Consider the following 18,463-nt stretch of genomic DNA (forward strand, 5'->3'; position numbering starts at 1 on the left):
CTCCTTCCTGGGTGCGGCCGGGTGGGGGTGGCCGGCCTCCGTCCACCGTGCGGCGGGGTGCGCTCACTCGCACGCCGTCCGTCGGCGATGCGGCATGTGAGGCAATCGTCCGAGCACCGCTCTCACTTTCCCGAAACGGACGGGGCCGTCCGTTAGCGTCGCCGGCGTGATGACAACGATGCGAGCAGTGACGATCGAGAGCTTCGGCGACCCGAGCGGGATGGTGGTGGGCGAAGCCCCCGCGCCCGCTCCTGGACCGGGGCAGGTGGTGCTCGAGACCGAGGCGATCGGCGTGGGCGGGGTCGACGCCGTCATCCGGCGCGGGACCCTGAGCGGGTGGGGTTTCAGCCCGGGGCTGGTGCCCGGCAGCGAGGTCGCCGGGCGGGTGACTGCGGTCGGCGCGGGCGTCGACGCGGCGTGGGTGGGGCGCCGGGTCTGGGCGTTCACCGGCACGAGCGGCGGTTACGTCGAGCAGGCGGTCGCCCGGGTGGACGACGTCGTCGAGCTGCCCGAGGGGCTCTCGTCGGTCGACGCGGTCACCCTCGGGAGCTCGGCGCCCGTGGCCCACTTCGCGCTGGTGCACGCGCACCTCGCTGCCGGGGAGTCCGTGCTCGTGCGGGGCGCGGCCGGGAGCATCGGCATCGCGGCCGTGGAGCTCGCGGCCCACGGCGGCGCGAGCGCCGTCGCGGTGACGACGTCGTCGGCCGAACGCGGGGAGCGCCTGCGCACCCTCGGGGCGACGCACGTGCTCGACCGCACCGGGGAGGGCGACCCGGACGCCCCTGCGGCCTACGACGTGATCGTCGACATCGTGGGCGGGCCGGGAACCCCCGACTTCATCGACCGGCTCGCACCGAACGGGCGCATGGTCGTGGTCGGCGCGATCGCGGGGATGCCGCCCGCCGACTTCGGCGAGCGCCTCCTGGGTGCGTTCCAGCAGTCCCGCTCGTTCGCGACGTTCAGCCTCGACACCGCCCCCGCCGCGGCCCTGCACGCCGTCCGCGTGAAGCAGTTCGCCGCCGCGGCACGCGGCCAGCTGCACGCCGTCGTGCACGAGGTGCTGCCCCTGGACCACGCGGCCGAGGCCCACCGCCGGATGGACGCGGGCACGGTGTTCGGGCGGATCGTGCTGGTGCCGTGACTCAGGCGGGTGCGCCGAGCCGGGCGAGGAAGTCGCGGACGAGCGGGACCACCTCGTCGAGGTGGGTCTCGAGCAACCAGTGGCCGCCCCCGAGCAGATGCAGCTCGGCGTCCGGGTGGTCGCGGCGGTAGGCCGTGGCCGCGCCCTCGGGCATGTAGCCGTCGTGCGGGCCCCACACGATCAGGGTGGGTGGCCGGTGTTCGCGCAGGTACGCGCGTTCGCGGGGGAACCAGGCCAGGGTCGAGGGCTGGTCCTCCAGGAGCCGGACCAGGTTGGCCCGGCGTTCGGGCGTGGACATCAGCGCCCAGTGCAGGGTCCACAGGTCGGGCGGGACGAGGTCGGCGACGTCGTCGGGCAGCTCGCCGGCGAACTCGTCACGGAACCCGTCGAGGCTGACGTGCTCGGCGTAGGCGCGACGGGCGTCGGGGCCGGGGTTCTCCCACAACTGGCGGAGGGCGGTGTACTTGGGCCCGAACTCGTCCTCGTAGATGTCCCCGTTCTGGATGATCAGGCCGGACACCCGGTCGGGGGCCTCCATCGCGAGCCGGAGGCCGAGCTGGGAGCCGTAGTCGTGCAGCCAGATCGCGTACCGGTCCAGGCCCAGGGTGTCGACGAAGCCGGCCAGGAAGGCGACGTAGGCGTCGAAGGTGTACCCGAAGCTCTCCGCCGGCGGGGTGCCGCTGTAGCCGAAGCCCGGGAGGTCGGGCGCCACGGTGCGCCAGCGGTCGCCCAGGGCGGGCATGACGTTCCGGTAGACGAACGACGACCCGGGGTAACCGTGCGGCAGGAGGAGCACCGGCGCGTCGGCCGGCCCAGCCTCCCGGTAGAAGACGTCGATCCCGTTCACGTCGAGACGGTGGTGCCGGATGGTACTCATCTGGTCTTCCCTTGCGCCGTCGGTTCGGGGCTCCCTACCTTGCCACAGGCCGCAGGCCCTCCAGCATGCTGTCGAGCGCCCGCTCCGTCTGCACGAGCGCCTGGGTGTCCGGTGAGCGCGCCAGCCAGAGCGCGGCTTCGTTCATCGCGCCGGACAGCAGCCGGGTCAAGGGCTCCACCGGCTGGTCCGCGATGACTCCGGCCTCGACGAGAGCGGTCAGCGCCTCCGCGAGGTGGCGGACCGAGGAGTCCTCGTCCATGGCGCGCCACTCGTCCCACCCCAGCACCGCCGGTGCGTCCAGCAGGACGATCCGGCGCACCGTCGGATCCTGCCCGGCGGCGAGGAAGGCCCGGCAGCCGGCGCGGAGCTGGTCCCAAGGATCGTCGTAGGCCTCGGCGGCCTCGGCGACCCGCTCCCCGAGCTCGTGCTGCACCTCGGCGACCACGGCACGGAAGAGCCCCGCCTTGCTCTCGAAGTGATGGTAGGCGGCTCCCTTGGTCACCCCCACCGCCTGCGCGACGTCGCCGAGCACGACGTCGTGGTAGCCGTCGGCGGCGAACCTTCGCCGCCCCTCGGCCAGCAACGCCTGCCGCGTCGCCGCCCGCTGTTCCGCCCTCGTCACGGTTCCCCCTCGGTGATTCGCATACCCCGGGTATGTTACCGTCGATTTCACATACCTTGGGTATGTCAATCGGCCGGCGGCGATTGATCGGACAGCAGAGAGAGACACGACATGACCACGCTCGGAAGCTTCTATCCGGTGATCGCGACGCGTGACGTCGCGGGCGCACGCGACTTCTATACCGGGCACCTCGGGTTCGAGGTCACCTTCGAGGCCGACTGGTACGTGAGCCTCCACCGACCGGACGCCCCGCAGTACGAGCTCGCGCTGCTCGACCACACCCACCCGACCATCCCGGAGGGACACCGGGTTCCGTTCCAGGGTGGGCTCCTGCTCAACCTCGAGGTCGACGACGTCGATGCCGAGCACCGGAGGCTCGTCGGCCAAGCGGGGCTGCCGGAGCTTCTGCCCCTGCGCACAGAGGCGTTCGGCCAGCGGCACTTCATCGTGGGCGGGCCGGACGGGGTGATGATCGACGTGATCACCGTGGTGCCGGCAGCAGCGGAGTACGCGGAACAGTACGCCGATGGGCATGCGCCGGGATAGGCGCGGCCCGGTCAGTCAGCACCGGTGCGCGCCCAGGACATATCAGCCGTCCGAACCACGCGTCTTGTCCTTGCCTTCGACCGCCGCCGGGGTCGGTAGGCGATCGTTCCGTGGGTGGGTGTGGTGCGGCAACCGATCTGGTAGCGGCTGCGCGGGGTGCGGCCAGGCACAGGGCCGGCCATGTTGACGGCAGGGGTCCAGTCCGGGGTGGGACGTTCGGGACCTGGCATCTGGTCGCGGACGGAACCAATGGGACAAGCCGCCGCTTCGCCGGGAACTGCGAGGTCACGGACCGGTGCCGGTGGTGCGGGCGCGACGGAGACGTAGGTGTGCCCCGTCGGCGTCACCGTCTCGACCGCGTCCCGACCATCTCTCCGGGCAGCCTTCTGTCGCCAGCCCGGTGCCTGCTTCGCGTGGTTGCACCGGGCACACAGACCCTGCCCGTTGTCCAGGCTGGTCACGCCGCCCTCCAGGAACGGGGTGACGTGATCGATGTGCCGGACCGGGGCGTCACACCACGGACTGGCGCAGATGCCCTGCTCGCGGGCACGCAACAAGGCAGCCAAGCCCTGGGGGTGGAACCGGGACGTCGAGGTCGTCGCCAACAGCCGGCCGTGCGGGTTGACGTAGATCGCACGCAGCCACGCCGTGTCGGTGTCGATCGCGTGCGCGGCCAGGTTGCGGGCCACCGGGGCCGGGACCGTGCCCACGCCTGCCGGGGTGCCCTCCAGCACCACACCGGGCTCGTTCCCGCCGGCCAGCAGGCCCTGGTCGGAGACGAGCAGGTTGATCGTGACCGGCACATCCGCGGCGTGACCAGGATCGCGGCCGGTGACGCGCTCGATCAGGGTGTCGGCCATGATCTGCCCGGTCCCTCGCTCGTTCCCGCCCGCCTTGGCAGTCTCCGCGTGCGCCTTCAGCTGCGCGTAGGCCTGCACACCCTCCGCCATGGGCACGAGGGCTGTCAGGTAGACCATCAGGTCAGGCGCTGGCCGCACGGAGACGCGCCGCTCCGAGACGGCCTTCGCGTTGCGCTTCACGCACGCATGCACGTCCAGCCGGGCGGCCAGCTCCTTGATCCGGGCGATCAGCCGGCGGGTGCCCATCCGGGCCAGCTCCGCCAGGTGCGCCGGCCCGCAGATCTCCTCGTCGATCGAGGCACGGTGCTCGACGGACAGGTGGGAGGTCTCCCGGACCAGCAAGGTGGCCCGCCACGGAGACAGCACCCCGGCCTGCAGGGCGGCGAAGGTGTGCGGCATCTGCGTCACCCACACCCGGGACGTGGACACGAACCCAGCACCCGCGTGCGGGCTCATCCGCAGCGCCGCACCGACCTGATTCGGCACACCACGCCCACGCCGCGCGGCCCGGATACTCTGCCGGGCCTCATCGGCACGGGTGGCCTCGTCCAATGCAACCGTGAGCCTCGCCTGGGTCGCGGTGATCGCGTTCTTCACGGCCTCCAGCTCACCGAGCAGATCTACCCACTCCGCCTGCACCCGAGGCGTGCTTCCGCCCGGATCGGCACCCACACCACCACCGGTGCCCGACAGGACCATGCCCGCCAGCAACTGCCGCACCTCGCGTACCCGGGCAACATCCACCACCGTGGCATCAGCGATCCCGCCGAGCACGACAGCGCCAGGCAGCACCGACCCGGCAGGCGACTCTCCGCCTGCCGGGGCTGGTACCACCACCGTCTGCGTCATGCCATCAACCTATGACACACCCGTTCGCACCGCCCGACGAACCGACCCCATCTGCTCACAGCAGAATTCACCCGGGGCGGCGGCCAAGATCACACCCCGACCAGCCCCGCCGCTCGACCGACCCTCGACGCGGCGTCAGCCCTCCGGAGAGACCGCGCCATCTCCCGGCACGTACCGAATCAACTCGCCCGGCTGACACTCGAGAGCCGCGCAGAGCGCGTCGAGCGTCGAGAACCGGACCGCCTTCGCGCGGCCGTTCTTGAGGACCGCGAGGTTCGCCGGCGTGATCCCGACCCGTTCGGCCAGCTCTCCCACCGACATCTTGCGGCGCGCAAGCATGACGTCGATGTCCACGACGATCGGCATCAGATCACCTCGGCCAGCTCGGCGCGCAGCGCCGTGGCCTCGCCCTTCCACGCGACGGCCTTGACCAGGAGGCCCCGCAGCACGACCACCAGCAGCGCGACGCCGACGGCGAGCACAGCGCAGCCGACCAGCGTCAGGACGAGCGCAGGCGGAACACCGGTGTCCTGGGTCTGCGTCGTGAGCCAGACCAGCAGGCCCACCGCGACGACAGCCGCGACGACGGCCGACCAGATCATCACGTCGACCCACCGGAACGCGCTCGGCGAGAACACCACGTCCCGCCGGGCCATCCCCACGAGCCGCCAGACGCAGACGAGCACCACCTGCAGGGGCACCAGCCCGATCGCCGACGCGACGAGCGTCGGCACCCGCAGGGCAGCAACCTCGGGGTAGCGCACCTCAAGAGTCCACGCCATGTCCGGCAGGACCACCAGCTGCGTCAGCAGCGTCCCGAGGACGAGCAGCACGATCACTGCACGGAGCAAGTTTGTCGTGACCGGGTTCATGAGCGCCTCCTATCGAGAAACGATAGAAAACTATCGCTTCACGAGAGGAATCTCAAGAGCCACCCAGCTCCATCACCCACCGCGCCCGCTCCACCATCGCCACGTCGAGGAACGTCCCGTCCGCCAGGGCCACGGCCCCCACACCCTCCGTCGCGGCACCGCGCACCCGCTCCAGCACCTCGCGCGCGGCAGCCACCTCCGAGGCCGACGGCAGGAACGCCGCCCGGATCGTGTCGAGCTGCCCCGGGTGGATCGCCGTCCGGCCGCTGAAGCCGAGCGACCGCCCCACCCGGCACGACGCCGCCAGCCCGTCCAGGTCGCGCACGTTCGTGAACGCCGACATCACCGGCGGCACCAGCCCCGCCGCCCGGGCCGCGACCACCACGCGGCTGCGCGCCCAGAGCAGCCCGTCCTCGCCATCGACCCGCAGGTCGGAGCGCAGGTCCGCCTCCCCCAGCCCGATCGACCGCACCTGGGGCGACGCCGTCGCCAGCTCGAAGGCCCGCTCGACGCCGAGCGCCGTCTCGACGAGCAGGTGCAGCGCCCGGCCGGGCAGCGCTGCCGCGAGGTCGCGCACCTCCGCACTGGACTCCACCTTGGGTACCCGCGCCCCGACCGAAGCAGGCAGGGCCGCGAGCATGGCGACATCATCGGCATGCCACGGCGTGCTCCGATGATTGATCCGCACCTGGACCGCCCGCCCGGCGGCACCGCCCAGGAGACGTCCGGCATTGTCCCGCCCCTCCCCCTTGCGCGACGGCGCGACGGCGTCCTCCAGGTCGACGAGCACCGCGTCGGCGGCCGAGGCGAGCGCCTTGGCCACCCGGTCGGGCCGGTCGGCGGGCACGTAGAGCAGGGTCAGCGGCGCGCCACCGCGCGCCCCGGCAGCCCCGCTCATACCGCCCCCTCCTCTCGCAGCTCCGCCACACGCTCGGCGGAGAAGCCGAGCTCCCCCAGCACCTCGTCGGTGTCCGCGCCGTGCGGCCGGCCCGTGAACTGGATGACGCCGTCGTTCTCGGAGAGCCGGAACAGCGGCCCCTGCATGAGCATCGGACCCAGCTCGGGGTCCTCGATCTCGTGGATCGTCCCGAGCGCCTGGAACTGGGGGTCGGCCACGATGTCTCGCGCGTCGTACACGGGCGCGACGGCGGCCTGGGCCTCCTCGAACGCCGCGACCACCTCGTCCCGTGTGCGCTCCGCGATCCAGCCGCCGACGGCGTCGTCGAGCTCGTCCGCGTGCCGTGCCCGGTCCACGCCGCGGGCGAACCAGGGCTCGTCCACCAGCTCCGGCCGCCCGACCAGCCGCATCACCCGCTCCGCGATCGACTGCGCCGACGTGGAGACGGCCACCCAGTGCCCGTCGCTCGTGCGATAGGTGTTGCGCGGTGCGTTGTTGCTCGACCGGTTGCCGGTCCGCGCCTGCACCGTCCCGAGCTGGTCCCAGCGTGTGATCTGCGGCCCGAGCATCGCGAGGATCGGCTCGACGATCGCGGTGTCCACGACCTGCCCCCGGCCGGTCCGCTCACGCGCCGAGAGCGCCGTCATGATCGCGAACGCGGTGGCGAGCGACGCGACGCCGTCGGCCAGACCGAAGGGCGGCAGCGTGGGCGGGCCGTCAGCCTCGCCGGTCATCGCCGCGAACCCGCTCATCGCCTCCGCGAGCGTGCCGAATCCCGGGCGCGTGCGGTACGGGCCGGTCTGGCCGAAACCCGAGACCCGCGCGAGCACGAGGCGCGGGTTGCGCGCCGACAGCTCCTCGTAGCCCAGACCCCAGCGTTCGAGCGTGCCCGGCCGGAAGTTCTCGATCACGACGTCGGCCCGCTCGGCCAGCGCGAGGAACACCTCCCGCCCGCCGTCCGAGCCGAGGTTCGCCGTGACGGTGCGCTTGTTGCGCCCCAGCGTCTTCCACCAGAGGTTGACGCCGTCCTTCGCGGCCCCGTGCGTCCGCGACGGGTCGGCCTTGACCGGGTGCTCGACCTTCACGACGGAAGCACCCAGGTCACCCAGGTGCATCGCCGCCATCGGCCCCGCGAACAGCGTGGACGCGTCCACGACGCGCAGGCCGGCCAGGGCGCCGACGGCGGGATCACGCGACACGCTCATGCCCGCACCTCCGGTCCGGCGACGACGTCCCACGCACAACGGAACCCCACGGCGGCGCTCCGGGCGAGCCCGAGCCCGGGGAGCAGCAGCTTCACCGAGTAGTCCGGCGCGTGCCGCCCGCCCTCGACGTACCAGTCGGAGTCCGGGGCGCGGTAGTCGCTGCCGCCCTTGAGCATGACGAACCGGGTGCGGCCGTCGCTGTGCTCGCTCTCGGTCCAGCTCCAGACGGCGGTCCCCGGCCGTGCGACGCCGAAACGAGCAGGCGCGGCCTCCCCCGCGAGCTGCCACTCGTCCTCCGTGGGCAGCCGCCCGCCGCGCCAGGCGCAGTACGCGCGGGCGTCGTCGAGGTCGACGTACGTGACCGGCTGGTCCGCGGTGCCTGAGGCCGGGCTGCCGTCCGACCAGTGGGCGAGGAACCGGTGCGGCTCGGCGGGCGCGTAACCCGTCGCCTCCAGGAACTGGGCGAACTGCGCGTTGGTCACCTCGGTCTCCGCGACCGCGACCGGCGTCGCGAGCGAGCCGTCGCGCTGCAGCGTGCGCGCGTCGTGCAGGCGCGGCGGCAGCGGCTTCCACTCGTCCACGTACGGCGCGCCCTGATACATCCCGGTCTCCCGCGCGCGGTAGCGCACGGTCAGGACGTAGTCGCCCGCGGGGACGACGACGGCGTCCGGCTCCGGGGTGCCCGACGGCGGGGCCGACCTGACAGACGTGTAGGTCACGGGGGTGACCTGAGCGTCTGACACGCCTACCCGACGCGCCAGCCGGTGCGGGAACCGGGCGTCGGCGTCGTGCGGCGTCTCGCGCAGCGCGTCCTGCAGGCCCGGCAGCCAGGCCGGCTCCCCGGCGTCGGGCGCGACGTGGAACAGCGCGGCGATCCCCCGCCCCGGCACGACGGCGTCCGTCCCGTCCTCCAGCACCGGCCCCGCGTAGTCGGCCTCGCCCCGGTTGACCAGCGTCCAGAGGGTCACGCCGGCCAGCTCCCACCGCGACGCGTACACCCCGGCCGCCTCCGCCTCGGGAGCCAGGGGTGCCAGCGGCGTCCACTCGCCCTCCAGCAGCAGGTCCGAGGCGGCCCGCTGTACCGTCACCATGCGGCGCACGGTCGCGGCGTCGCGCCGGGACCAGCCGACCCACACGCCGAACACGACCTCCCACACCATGACGCCCACGCCGTTCAGCCACGCGGACTGGAGCTCCTCGGAGTGGTCCCGGTGCCAGCGCCGCACGTGGTGCTGCATGTGCCGGCGCTCGTACCAGTGCGCCCGCAGCACGCCGGGCACCGGCGAGTCGGCGAAGAACTGCGCCCAGGACGAGGAGTGGTCCTCGATGCGCTCGACCGGCAGCTTGGACTCGCCCTCCAGCACGATCCCGGGCCGCGCCGCCTCCAGGCGCGCGACCAGCTCGGGCTCGGCCTTCTTCAGGGTGTCCAGGAAGACGCCGTCCGCCCCGAGCTCGCGCACGACCGCGGCGAGCTCCGTGAGGTCGTCGTCGCCTCGCCGCGTGCCGACGTCCCACGGGTTGTAGTCGACGAACACGTGCAGCCCGGCCTCGTGGAGCGTCGCCACGAGCGCGGCCAGACCCGGCACGTCTCGGTAGAAGTCCCACTGGTTGCGGTCGTCCAGCCCGATCACGGGGTACGCGTGCCACAGCACGACGGCGTCCAGCCCGCCGAACCGCTCCTCGGCGTCGGCGAGGAACACCTCCGGCGTGAACCGGCTCTCCTCGAACGAGTAGAGCAGCTCGTCCCACAGCCAGACCTGCGCCACGGTGCTGCACCGCGCCGCCCACGCGGCCTCGGGCCGCGCGTACGCGGCGCCGGTGTAGCCGTGCCGGGCGCGGGCGTCGGACCGCCAGGCCCGCAGGGTCTCACGCCACGCCGGGCGGTCGGCCGGGTCGGCGGGCCCGGAGAAGATCTTGGCCTGGTCCAGCGCCTCGCTCGCCTCCGGGGTCAGGGGGCCGACGGCGACCTCGGTCGGCCGGTCGATCGGCCGCGGGACGAGGGGGTCGAACGTGTAGCTCATGATGCCTTTCCGAGTGTTTCCGCCAGCGCCACGACGTCGGCCGCGTCGGGCACGGCGTCCTGCGCCCCGGGCCGCGTGACGGCGAGCGCCCCGGCGGCGCCGGCCAGGCGGGCGGCCTGCAGCAGGCCCGGCCCGGCCGGACCCGAGCGGGCGAGGGCAGCGGCCAGGACGCCGCAGTACGTGTCACCTGCGCCGGTTGTGTCAACTGCCGCGACCTCGGCGGCCGGGACCAGGACGGCCTCGCCACCGCGCTCCGCCACCAGGCTGCCGGCCGCGCCCAGGGTCACGACCACCGCGGGGACGCGGGTCAGCAGGGCGGCCGCGAGGTCCGCGGGGGTCGTGCCGGAGCCCGGCCCCGCCAGGTCCGCCGCCTCGTGCTCGTTGACCACGAGCACGTCGAGCTGGTCCCAGAGGGCGTCGGGCAGGTCGCGCGACGGCGCCGCGTTGAGCACGAACAGCGCGCCCGCAGGGCGTTCCCGGGCGGCCGCGAGCACGGTGTCGAGCGGGATCTCGAGCTGCGCCAGGACGACGTCGGCGGCCGCGATCCGCGCGGCCTGCGCCGCGCCGACCCGCACGCGCGAGTTGGCGCCGGGCGCCACGACGATGGCGTTCTCGCCGTCGGGCGAGACGGTGATCAGGGCGGTGCCGGTCGGGGCGTCGACCCGCTCGACGACGTCGGTGCGCACGCCCGCCCCGCCCAGCGAGGCGAGCAGCAGCTCGGCGGAGTCGTCCCGGCCGAGCGCCCCCACGAACGTGGTGTCCGCTCCCCCGGCGCGCGCCGCGGCGACGGCCTGGTTGGCGCCCTTGCCGCCCGGCGTGCGGCGCAGGTCGCCGCCCAGGAGGGTCTCGCCCCCGGCGGGGTGCCGGGGCACGTCGACCACCAGGTCGACGTTGGCCGACCCGACCACCACCACGTGCCCGGTCATGCGGCACCCCCGGCCGGCTCCACCAGCGCCACGGTACGCGCCGCGAGGTCGGCGATGCGCTGCTCCCCGCCCGGCAGGGAGGTCGCGATGCGCCCGTCGAGCGGCGCGGTCCACCGGTCGCCGATCCCGTCGGGGTGCACGGCCCCCACGACCCCGCCCACGGTCGCCGCCGCCGAGTCCGTGTCCCAGCCCGCCGTGACGGCGATCGAGACGCTCGGCCCGAACGCACCCCGGCCCGCGGTCAGCGCGAACGCGATGACGGCGGCGTTGTTCAGGGTGTGCACCCAGTGCAGGTGCCCGTACTCGGCGTGGATCCGGTCGAGCCCGGCACGCACGGCCGCCTCGCTCCCGTCACACTCGCGGCCGAGCGACCGGCCGAGGGCCACGGCCGCCGCGAGACCGCTGCCGGGCGGTACGACGGCGTCCGCCGCGTCCAGCACGTCATCGACGTCGGCCGCGACCACCGCCGCGGAGGCCAGACCCGCGGCCCACATGGCCCCGAAGATCCCGTCGCCCGTGTGGCTGAGCCGGGCATCGGCCCAGGCCAGCCGGGCCGCCCCGCGGACGTCGCCGGGCGAGACCCAGCCGAGCAGGTCGGTACGGATGAGCGCGCCGATCCACTCGCGGAACGGGTTGTGGTGGGTCGCCGTCTCCGGCACGGGCACCGCGTCGAGGATGTTCCGGTAGGCCGCGCGCTCGGCCGTGAAGGTGCGCCCGGCGGGCAGGTTGTCCAGCCAGAGCTGCGCGACGTCGTCCGTGGTGAACCCGCGCCCGTGCTGCTCCAGGAGGGCGAGCGCCAGGATCGGGTAGTTGAGGTCGTCGTCCTCCGGCATGCCGGAGATGTTCTCCTCCAGCGACGTCGGCGCCGACCGGCGGTTCCACGGCCAGCGCGCCGCGACGTCGTTGGGCAGGCCGACGGCGGTGAACCAGCGGTCCAGCGGCCAGCGGCCGGTGGACCGCAGGATCTCCTCGATCCCGGCGCGCGGGATCTTCTCGACCGGCTTGCCGAGCAGGCAGCCGGCGGCCCGGCCGGTCCAGGCGCCCTGGACCCGGGCGGCGTAGGCGGCCTCGGGGTCCGGACCGGCCGGGCGGTTCGGCAGGGCGGGCGCGGCGGGGAGCGACGCCTCGACGTCGTCCCACGTGGCCGGACCCGAGGCTCCCGGGCGGGCATCCAGCTCGTCCAGCAGCTGACGGGCCAGAGCCCGCAGCGCCGGCGACGCCGGGACGGGCCCGGCGCCGCTGACGGCCGGCGTCGGGTCGCCGCCCGCCGCGACCCAGCGGTCGCGGACGTCGGCGACGTCCTTGCCCTCGGCCGCCGACTGCACGAGCTCGTGCGCCAGCAGGTCCTCGGGCTGGGCCCAGGTCAGCCTCACGCGGGCTCACCCGCCCCGACGGCGTCGAGCGAGGTGAGCCGGGCCAGCGCCCGCTCGCGGTCCGCCGCCAGGATGTCGGTCGCCGCGGACGCCATGAGGCGTCCCGTCTCCCGGACGTCCATCTTGCTGGCGGTCTCGATCTCGTCGAGCCACTCGGCGGGCACCACACCGCTGCCGCCGAGCCCGGCGGCGACGGCGCCCGCCATGACCGCGATCGAGTCGGCGTCGCGTCCGTAGTTCACGGCAGCCAGCACGGAGCCGCGGTAGTCGCCGCGGTGCCCGAGCAGGAGCCCGAGCGCCACCGGCAGCTCCTCGATCGACTTGGTGCGCGAGGGCCGGCGGGCGTCCATCGACATCTGCCGGTACTCCGCGCCCACCGAGTCGTACGGCGCCACGACCTCCCGGACGAGGCGCGCGAGCTTGCGCTCCTCGTCGTCGGTCGTGGGCGGCTCCGGCCAGCCTTCGAGGGCGTCGACGACGGCGCGGAGCGCGTCCGCCGTCCCGTCGTGCGCCACCTCCAGCGCGGCCGCGACGACGTCGTCCAGCGTGGCGCCCGGGGCGACCGAGGCCGCGACCATCGCCGCGAAGACCCCCGCCGCCTCGCGGCCGTAGCTGGACTGGTGGGCGCCCGTGAGGTCGATCGCCTCGGCGTAGGCGGCGCGGGCGTCGCCCGCGTTCACCAGGCCGACCGGGGCCGCGTACATCGCCGCCCCGCAGTTGACCACGTTGCCCACGCCCGCCTCGCGCGGGTCCACGTGCCCGTAGTGCAGCCGGGCGACCAGCCACTTCTCGGCGAGGAACACCCGCTGGAGCAGCAGCGCCGTCGACTCGAGCTCGGGGATCCACCGGGGCTCCCCGATCATCAGCGGCACCAGGTCCTCGGCCATCGCGTAGGCGTCGAGGTGCGCACGCCGCTTGGCGTACACCTCCACGAGCGCCCTGGTCATGAGGGTGTCGTCCGTGATGTGCCCGTCGCCCTTGTGGTACGGGGCGATGGGGCGCGCGTCGCGCCAGTTGGGGTACCAGGGCCCGACGATGCCGCGCACGCGGCCCCCGTGCCGCTCCTCGATCTGTTCCGGTGTCCAGCCCTCGGTCGCTCCACCGAGGGCGTCCCCCACTGCGGCACCGGTGATCACGGCCACCGACCGGTCCTCTAACCAGCTCACGGCTACGCTCCTTGTTCGTTCCTACGTCGCTTGCGTCAGTTACTGCGTGATCTCGTCCCAGCCGCTCGTGAGCTGGTCGGCGAGCTCCGTCTCGTCCGTCTCCTGCGCCAGGTAGCGCTGGTAGGCCGGCGTCGCCACGGTGTCCTTCCACTGGGCGTAGGAGTCGGCGAAGAGGTAGGGCGCGGCCGTGAAGTTCTGGCCGGACGCCAGGATGGTGCTCCAGCCGTTCTCGTCACCGAGCTTCTCCGTCAGGGCCTCCTGGGCCGACGTCGTCGCCGGGATCAGTGCGTCTGCCTCGTTCAGCGCGGCAAGGTGCTCGGTCTGCGTGAAGAACTCGATGAACTCCGCCGACTCCTCGACGTGCTCGGAGTCGATGTTGACCGACAGCGTCTGGGGGTTGGCCGCCTGCTGCGGGCCCTCGGGGCCGGCCAGCGGAGGCAGCGCCACCCAGTCGAGGTCCTTCGGCGCGTCCTTGGCGATGTTCGCGGCCTGGTAGGAGCCCTGCACGGTCATCGCCGTCTGCCCGGCGTAGAAGGAGGCGATGGCCTCCGAACCCGACTGGGTCAGGGTCACCGGCAGGATCGACTCGTCGTCGTAGGCCATGCCGTGCACCAGCTCGGGCAGGGCCATCTCGCCCTCGCCGACGGTCAGGTCGGCGTCCTCGCCCGTGCCGGAGATGTAGGTGCCGCCGAACCCGGGGGCGAGCGCCATGAACGCCGCCGTCGGGCTGGAGAGGCCCCAGCCGAGGCCGTAGACGTCGCCCTTCGTGGTCGCCTGCGCGATCTCGCGCAGCTCGTCCCACGTCATCGTCTCGCCGGTCGGGATCTCCACCCCGGCGTCCTCCAGCAGCGTGCGGTTGGCGAAGACCACGTACGACTGCAGCTCGGTCGGGTAGGCGATGACCTGGTCGTCGACGGTCACGGAGTCGAGCACGCCCTCGGGGATGTCCGCGCGGCGCTCGTCCGACATGAGGTCGGTGAGGTCGGCCAGGTACCCGTCGCGGGCGAACGACACGATGCTCGCCGCCTCGTAGTGGATGATGTCGGGCGCGGCGCCGCCGTTGAACTGCGTGATGAGCTTGTCGTAGACGCCGTCCCAGCCCGCCGGGACGATCTCGACCTGGACGTCGGGGTTGGCCGTGTTCCAGTCCTCGACGATCGACTCGGTCGCGGCGATGGCGGCCGGCTGGTCGGACAGGGCCTGGAACTTCAGCGTGACCGGGCCGTCGTCGGCGGCGTCCCCGCTGCCGCAGGCCGCGAGCAGGAGGGTGCTGGTCGTGAGGCATGCAGCGATGAACACTCCACGAGACTTCATGGGTCTGCCTTTCGGATAGGTGGTGCTGGTGTGGCTGTGGGGGCTGGTCATCCCTTGACCGCCCCGGCCATGAGGCCGCCGGTGAGCTTCTTCTGCATGATCGAGAAGAAGACGATGCTGGGTATCGCGGCGAGCACGGAGCCCGCCGCGAGGGGGCCGAGCGCGACCTTGCCCTCGCCGCCGATGAACGTCGACAGGGTGATCGGCAGGGTGTAGTTCTCGGGCGACTGGAGCAGCACGAGAGCGAAGAAGAACTCGTTCCAGGAGGAGACGAAGCTGAACATCGCCGTGGCGACGACGCCGGGGGCGAGCAGCGGGACGACGATCCGGCGCAGCACCACCAGGCGGCTGCCGCCGTCCATCGCCCCGGCCTCCTCGAGCTCCACGGGGATCGCGGCGACGTAGCCCTGCAGCATCCACAGCGCGAACGGCAGCGTGTACGTGGTGTGCACGAGCGTGAGCCCGACGAGACTGTCCGTCAGGCCGATCGTCCGCAGGATGAGGAACAGCGGCAGGATCACGAGGATCACCGGGAACACCTGGCTCACCAGGATCCAGCCGACGCCGGCCGTGCGGATCGCGCCCTTGAGCCGGGCCAGCACGTACGAGGCCGGCAGCGCGATGAGGATGACGAGCGCGGTGGACGCGAGCGCGACGATCGCGCTGTTGGCCGCGGAGTGCACCAGGCCCTGCCGGGCCAGGGCCTGCGAGTAGTTCTCCCAGTGCCACTCCTGCGGCAGCAGGTTCACGACCAGCGAGTTGAGCTCGGCGGACGACTTGACCGAGGCCGACAGCAGCCACAGCAGGGGGAACCCCAGGAAGATGATGTAACCGGCCAGCGCCACGTACTGGGCGGGGCGGACGAGGGTGCGCATCGGCTCAGCCCTTCTTCTCGGCGCGGTCGTCGCGGAACTGCGACCGCAGGTAGAGCGCGAGGAGGAGCACGACCACCACGACGAGCACCACGCCCATCGCGGCGGCGTAACCGATGTTCCGGTTCTTGAACGCCTCCAGGTAGGTGAACAGCATCGGCAGCATGGTGCGGCCGCCGGGTCCGCCCTCGGTCAGCACGTAGACCAGGGAGAACGAGTTGAAGTTCCAGATGAAGTTGAGCGACGTGATCGACGCGACGATCGGCCGCAGGCTCGGCAACGTGACCGCCCAGAAGCGGCGCCAGGCCCCGGCGCCGTCCATCGCGGCGGCCTCGTGCAGCTCGGCGGGGATCTGCTGCAGCCCGGCGAGCAGCGTCACCGTGGTCTGGGGCATGCCCACCCAGACGCCGACGACGATGACGGCGGGCAGCGCGGTCGAGAAGTCGGCGAGCCAGTTGATGTCGTCCGGCAGGCCCAGCGAACCGAGGAACGCGTTGAGCGGCCCCGCGTTCGGCGAGTAGATCATCTTCCACATGATCGCCACGACCACGGGCGGCATCGCCCACGGGATCAGGGCGAGCACCCGGGTGAGCCCCTGCAGGCGCAGCCCCGAGTTGAGCAGCAGCGCGAGGCCCAGCGCGGCGACGAGCTGGAGCAGCGTCACCGAGACCGCCCACACCATGCCGATGCGGAACGAGTCCCAGAAGAACGAGTTGCCCGCCAGCCGCACGAAGTTGTCGACGCCGACGAACTGGTAGTCGGGGCGCCGCACGAGCTCGGCGTCCGTGAACGCGAGCAGCACGCCCATGAGCAGCGGCGCGACGGAGAGCACGAGGATGGGCAGCAGCGAGGGCATCACCAGCGCGGCGGCCTCGCGGCGCCGGGCGCGGTCCATGCCCGTGGGGCCGCGACGGCGCCCGGACCGGGGCGGCGACGGCGGCCGGGGCGAGGCGAGGACGGTCATCGAGCACTCTCTTCCTGGGCGGTGGACTCGCGCACGAACAGGCGCGGCCCGATGGCGATCTGCTGGGCGGGCTCGGCGACGTCGTCCACCCGGTCCAGGACGAGGCGGGCGGCGGCGGCCCCACGCTCCGCGGACCCGAGCGAGACGCTGGTCAGGCTCGGCTGGAAGACGCGGCCGATCTCCGTGTCGTCCATCCCGGTGACGGCGAGCGCGCCCGGCACCGAGAGCCCCAGCTCCCGGGCGGCGCGCACGACGCCGATGGCGAGCAGGTCGTTGGCCGCGACGACGGCGTCGAACGGCCCCGCCGCGGGGGTGCGGGACAGCAGCCGGCGCGCGGCGGCGAGCCCCGCGGCGACGGTGAAGTCGTCGGCCCGCTCCGTCTCGGCATGGTCCCCGGCGAACGCCGGGCCGCTGGTGGCGGCGTCGAACCCGCGCTGGCGGGCGGCGCCCGGGGTGGTGTCGAGCGGGCCGTTGACGAACCCGATGCGGCGGCGGCCGATCTCCAGCAGGTGGGCGACGGCCTGACCGAGGCCCGCCGCCGAGTCCGTGGAGACGGAGTCGATGCCCTGCTGCTCCAGCGACCGGCCGATGACGACGACGGGGACCGGCGCCTCGCGGATCGCCTCCACGAGCGCGTCGTCGGTGCGCAGCGGGCTGACGATCAGGCCGTCGACGAACCCGCTGCCGAGGCTGCGGACCAGGTCGACCGTGGAGGCGACCGAGTGCCCCGTGGACATGACCACGACGCGGTACCCGTGGGGGGCGAGCACCTCGTGGATCGCGGTGAGCATCTCGACGTAGACCGGGTTGCCGATGTCGGCGACGGCGAACGCGACCTGGAAGGTCCGCTTCATGCGCAGCGACCGGCCGATCGCGTCGGGGCTGTAGCCGAGCTCGGCGGCGGCGGCGCGGACGCGGTCCACCATCTTCTGGCTCGCGCCCGTGCCGTGCAGCGCCCGCGAGGTCGACGCCAGCGACACCCCGGCGCGCTCGGCCACCTGGATGAGGGTGGCGCGTGATGACGACACTGTCACTCCACTTCGTCGTGAGGTCCTGCTCGGTTCCTGGTTGATCTGGAAACGTTTCCAATTCCCAGCCGAACTCGGCCTGGAAACGTTTCCGGTGAGGGTCGCCAGTGTTGCACCGGCCCGGGCGGGCCGTCAAGCAGCCCGGGTCGGCCCGCCCGGGTCAGGCGTGGGAGGCCGGCGTCGACGGCGGGGTCGACGCCGTGCGGTGCCTCGATCGGTACGCCGAGACCTTGACCCGGTTGCCGCACGTGCGCATGGCGCACCACTCGCGACGGTGCCCGCGGGAGCGGTCCAGGTAGACCTGGGTGCACTCCGGGCGGCCGCACTCGCGCAGGAGTGCCGCGTCCGGGCCGCCCAGGATCTCGACGGCCTCGCGCGCCACGGCCGCGAGGCCCTGCGCGGCCGTGCCCGAACGGTGGGTGACAGCGGCGCCGACACCGGCCGAGCCGGCGCCGTCCGCCCCCAGCTGCACGACGACGGGCGGCTCCGCCGCGTACCGGTTCAGGACCGCGACCGCCGCCGCGAGGGCAGCCGGCGTGGCAGGTGGAACCGGCGCGGCGGTCGCCGCCGGGGCGGCCAGGGCGGCCCCGGTCGCGGACGCCGCGGCCTCGGAGAGCGCCGCCAGCGCCGCACGACCGCCGAGCCGGTCCTCGACCAGCGCGTAGAGCGACTCGCGCAGCTCCAGGGCCGCCGCCAGGTCTGCCGCGTCGGCATGCGGGGCGGCGTCGAACATCCCCGACTCCACGAACCAGTCGTCGAGGAGCTCGGGCGTGCCGAGCTTCTCCGCGGGGACCGGGTTACGGCGGGCGCGCAGCGTGCCGAGGAAGTCGAGCGCGAGCGTTCCGCAGGGGAAGGCGTGGTTCACGTAACCATTCTGACTGGTGACCGGTGTGACGCACAAGTCCCCGTAACCAGTTTGACGGGTTACG

The 18,463-nt window shown here is 73.2% G+C and carries 18 protein-coding genes; 2 read left to right on the plus strand and 16 right to left on the minus strand.

All coding sequences use genetic code 11. The features are described from left to right. The first annotated feature begins 178 nt into the window (after window positions 1-178). Entirely contained in the window at window positions 179-1,141 is a 963-nt protein-coding gene (locus tag ACZ7LE_RS15135; protein WP_470404557.1) for a zinc-dependent alcohol dehydrogenase family protein, read from the plus strand. 1 nt (window position 1,142) lies between these two features. On the opposite strand, the gene ACZ7LE_RS15140 is transcribed toward ACZ7LE_RS15135, so the two are convergent. Both ACZ7LE_RS15140 and ACZ7LE_RS15145 read right to left on the minus strand, forming a co-directional pair. Further along, the gene (locus ACZ7LE_RS15140; RefSeq protein ID WP_470404072.1) at window positions 1,143-2,018 is read right to left on the minus strand and encodes an alpha/beta fold hydrolase; all 876 of its coding nucleotides are present in this window, start codon (window positions 2,016-2,018) and stop codon (window positions 1,143-1,145) included. A 34-nt stretch (window positions 2,019-2,052) separates the two neighbouring features. After that, window positions 2,053-2,640 carry a TetR/AcrR family transcriptional regulator gene (locus ACZ7LE_RS15145; RefSeq protein WP_470404073.1) on the minus strand — a complete coding sequence of 196 codons (588 nt, stop codon included), beginning with the start codon at window positions 2,638-2,640 and terminating at the stop codon, window positions 2,053-2,055. A 111-nt stretch (window positions 2,641-2,751) separates the two neighbouring features. Here ACZ7LE_RS15145 and ACZ7LE_RS15150 point away from each other — a divergent pair, with 111 nt between their 5' ends. Next, window positions 2,752-3,186 (plus strand): VOC family protein, encoded by a 435-nt coding sequence (locus ACZ7LE_RS15150; protein ID WP_470404074.1) that lies wholly within the window; start codon window positions 2,752-2,754, stop codon window positions 3,184-3,186. A gap of 11 nt (window positions 3,187-3,197) precedes the next feature. On the opposite strand, the gene ACZ7LE_RS15155 is transcribed toward ACZ7LE_RS15150, so the two are convergent. The 14 genes from ACZ7LE_RS15155 to ACZ7LE_RS15220 form a co-directional block, all read right to left on the minus strand. Then, window positions 3,198-4,745: an HNH endonuclease gene (locus tag ACZ7LE_RS15155; RefSeq protein WP_470404558.1), complete on the minus strand. Its 1,548-nt coding sequence runs from the start codon at window positions 4,743-4,745 to the stop codon at window positions 3,198-3,200. Between the two features lie 285 nt (window positions 4,746-5,030). Continuing rightward, window positions 5,031-5,261 carry a helix-turn-helix domain-containing protein gene (locus ACZ7LE_RS15160; RefSeq protein WP_470404075.1) on the minus strand — a complete coding sequence of 77 codons (231 nt, stop codon included), beginning with the start codon at window positions 5,259-5,261 and terminating at the stop codon, window positions 5,031-5,033. Further along, complete coding sequence (locus tag ACZ7LE_RS15165) at window positions 5,261-5,767, minus strand: DUF2975 domain-containing protein (RefSeq protein WP_470404076.1); 507 nt, start codon at window positions 5,765-5,767, stop codon at window positions 5,261-5,263. Before ACZ7LE_RS15165 ends, ACZ7LE_RS15160 begins: the two co-directional genes overlap by 1 nt. A gap of 52 nt (window positions 5,768-5,819) precedes the next feature. After that, window positions 5,820-6,665 carry an HpcH/HpaI aldolase/citrate lyase family protein gene (locus ACZ7LE_RS15170; RefSeq protein WP_470404077.1) on the minus strand — a complete coding sequence of 282 codons (846 nt, stop codon included), beginning with the start codon at window positions 6,663-6,665 and terminating at the stop codon, window positions 5,820-5,822. Further along, complete coding sequence (locus ACZ7LE_RS15175) at window positions 6,662-7,870, minus strand: CaiB/BaiF CoA transferase family protein (protein WP_470404078.1); 1,209 nt, start codon at window positions 7,868-7,870, stop codon at window positions 6,662-6,664. Before ACZ7LE_RS15175 ends, ACZ7LE_RS15170 begins: the two co-directional genes overlap by 4 nt. After that, window positions 7,867-9,891 carry an SUMF1/EgtB/PvdO family nonheme iron enzyme gene (locus ACZ7LE_RS15180; RefSeq protein WP_470404079.1) on the minus strand — a complete coding sequence of 675 codons (2,025 nt, stop codon included), beginning with the start codon at window positions 9,889-9,891 and terminating at the stop codon, window positions 7,867-7,869. The genes ACZ7LE_RS15175 and ACZ7LE_RS15180 overlap by 4 nt, the downstream gene beginning before the upstream one ends. Further along, on the minus strand, window positions 9,888-10,817 hold the full coding sequence (locus ACZ7LE_RS15185; RefSeq protein WP_470404080.1) for a ribokinase: 930 nt from the start codon (window positions 10,815-10,817) through the stop codon (window positions 9,888-9,890). The genes ACZ7LE_RS15180 and ACZ7LE_RS15185 overlap by 4 nt, the downstream gene beginning before the upstream one ends. Further along, on the minus strand, window positions 10,814-12,190 hold the full coding sequence (locus tag ACZ7LE_RS15190; RefSeq protein WP_470404081.1) for an ADP-ribosylglycohydrolase family protein: 1,377 nt from the start codon (window positions 12,188-12,190) through the stop codon (window positions 10,814-10,816). Before ACZ7LE_RS15190 ends, ACZ7LE_RS15185 begins: the two co-directional genes overlap by 4 nt. Then, a complete protein-coding gene (locus tag ACZ7LE_RS15195; protein ID WP_470404082.1) occupies window positions 12,187-13,356 on the minus strand; it encodes an ADP-ribosylglycohydrolase family protein in 1,170 nt (389 codons plus the stop codon). The genes ACZ7LE_RS15190 and ACZ7LE_RS15195 overlap by 4 nt, the downstream gene beginning before the upstream one ends. Before the next feature lie 39 nt (window positions 13,357-13,395). Beyond that, complete coding sequence (locus ACZ7LE_RS15200) at window positions 13,396-14,670, minus strand: ABC transporter substrate-binding protein (protein ID WP_470404083.1); 1,275 nt, start codon at window positions 14,668-14,670, stop codon at window positions 13,396-13,398. Window positions 14,671-14,717: 47 nt separating this feature from the next. Further along, window positions 14,718-15,545, minus strand: coding sequence for a carbohydrate ABC transporter permease (locus ACZ7LE_RS15205; protein ID WP_470404084.1), 828 nt, complete (start codon window positions 15,543-15,545; stop codon window positions 14,718-14,720). 4 nt (window positions 15,546-15,549) lie between these two features. Further along, window positions 15,550-16,506 carry a carbohydrate ABC transporter permease gene (locus ACZ7LE_RS15210; protein ID WP_400550304.1) on the minus strand — a complete coding sequence of 319 codons (957 nt, stop codon included), beginning with the start codon at window positions 16,504-16,506 and terminating at the stop codon, window positions 15,550-15,552. Further along, window positions 16,503-17,534: a LacI family DNA-binding transcriptional regulator gene (locus ACZ7LE_RS15215; RefSeq protein WP_470404085.1), complete on the minus strand. Its 1,032-nt coding sequence runs from the start codon at window positions 17,532-17,534 to the stop codon at window positions 16,503-16,505. The genes ACZ7LE_RS15210 and ACZ7LE_RS15215 overlap by 4 nt, the downstream gene beginning before the upstream one ends. Window positions 17,535-17,694: 160 nt before the next feature. Beyond that, window positions 17,695-18,399 carry a CGNR zinc finger domain-containing protein gene (locus tag ACZ7LE_RS15220; RefSeq protein WP_470404086.1) on the minus strand — a complete coding sequence of 235 codons (705 nt, stop codon included), beginning with the start codon at window positions 18,397-18,399 and terminating at the stop codon, window positions 17,695-17,697. Between the last annotated feature and the right edge of the window lie 64 nt (window positions 18,400-18,463).

This window comes from Promicromonospora sp. NPDC110617 (genome assembly GCF_055598465.1).